Annotated in this window: 1 protein-coding gene; it reads right to left on the reverse strand. The window is 73.9% G+C overall.

Translation table 11 applies throughout. The features are described 5' to 3' along the window. Positions 1-11: 11 nt before the first annotated feature. Positions 12-878 carry a hypothetical protein gene (locus FOE67_RS25770; protein WP_182667228.1) on the reverse strand — a complete coding sequence of 289 codons (867 nt, stop codon included), beginning with the start codon at positions 876-878 and terminating at the stop codon, positions 12-14. Positions 879-1,377: the final 499 nt, after the last annotated feature.

The following is a 1,377-nucleotide window of genomic DNA, read 5'->3' on the forward strand; positions in this document are numbered from 1 at the left end:
AAGAGACAGGGTCAGGTCAGGGCTCTGCGACTCGGGCCGGTCAGGGCCCGGGGACGGCGGTCGGCGACGGGGGTGGGGACCGGTGCCCGACAGAAGGCGCACAGGTCCCCGATGATGGTCAGCCCGCACCAGTGGCAGTGTTCGCGGCGGACGGAACCGACCATCTGGTAGAGCGGGGCGACATCGGGGATGGCGGCGGCGAACTCGACCACCCGGGGGGTGCCCCACCAGGAGGGCGAATCGGCCGGTAGTCGGACGGCGTGCACCGAGCCGACCCGCCAGGCCGGGGCGAGTTCGCCCGGCACGCGGTCGTCGGCGAGGCTGCCGGTGGCGTAGGTGAGGGAAGTCGCGAACTGCGGGCCCGTCGGGAACCCGCCGTCGGGAACGACGGTGGGGTGGGGGGCCGCCAGCACGGCGCAGGGGCCGGCGCGGAGCCGGGCCCGGTCGGCGGGGAGTTCGACGGGCAGTCGGGACAGGTGCCTGCCGCTGCCCAGCAGGGCACCGGCCCAGATGTAGTGGGCGAGGAGCCGGCCGGCGGAGGCCAGGATGCCGGGTCCGAAGTCGCAGACGGAGAGTTGGCGCAGCTGACGGACCAGCACGGCCAGACCCAGCGGCGGCAGGTCGCAGGGGAGCAGGGCGATGCGGTCGGACTCCAGCATGGCCCGGACGGCGTGCAGGCGGTGCAGGTGGGCGCGGGGCAGGGTGCGGGAGTGGACGATCAGGTAGTGGCCGTGACGGTCCACCAGGTCGGCGGTCTCGGCCAGCGCCGTCTCGAAGTCCTGTTCACCGGGAGGGGTGAGGACGTGGGCTCCCGGTGTTCGTGGGTCGGTGACCGGCAGCACCAGGTCGGCGCCGGTCACCGCGATCGCCATCGGCATGCGCCGCTCCCCCCGGGCCGGGCCGGCCGTCGCTCGCGGTTGGGTCTGCCAGGTGGGCAGCTTAACGACTTCCCGGGGCGGTGAACCAGCGTCGGACGGTTACCGATTGATGCCGTTCCGTGTGCCCCGGGAGAGGGCTCCGGCGCACGCCGGGAACCGGGTGGCCCGACCGGGCGGTGACGGTGCGCGCGCGTGGTCTCCGGCACTTCTCGGGTCCTCCGTGGTGGGTGCGGCACGGGTCGGGGCGGGTTCGCTTCCCGAAGTCCGGTTCAAGCCTGCCTCAAGTCGGCCTTAAGTGGGGACTTTTCCCGTCCGATGGATCCGACTACCGACCGTTGCGCCCCCCTTCGGGGCGGGAGGGGGCGTGTGCGCGCACCCTTGACAGCCCAATTGGTCTGGACCATTGTGCCGGGGAGCGGGGACCGCGGTGTGCGGCCCCGGCCCCGACCCGCCCGGTGTCGGGAGCCCTCGCACGCCCGTCCGCCCCGAGGAGCCCCAC

Origin of the sequence: Streptomyces calidiresistens (assembly GCF_014141525.1) — a bacterium.
Classification (GTDB): domain Bacteria; phylum Actinomycetota; class Actinomycetes; order Streptomycetales; family Streptomycetaceae; genus Streptomyces; species Streptomyces calidiresistens.

Coding starts and splice junctions, on each gene's coding strand:
- FOE67_RS25770 (WP_182667228.1), bottom strand. CDS start 878: ATGCCGATGGCGATCGCGGTGACCGGCGCCGACCTGGTGCTGCCGGTC.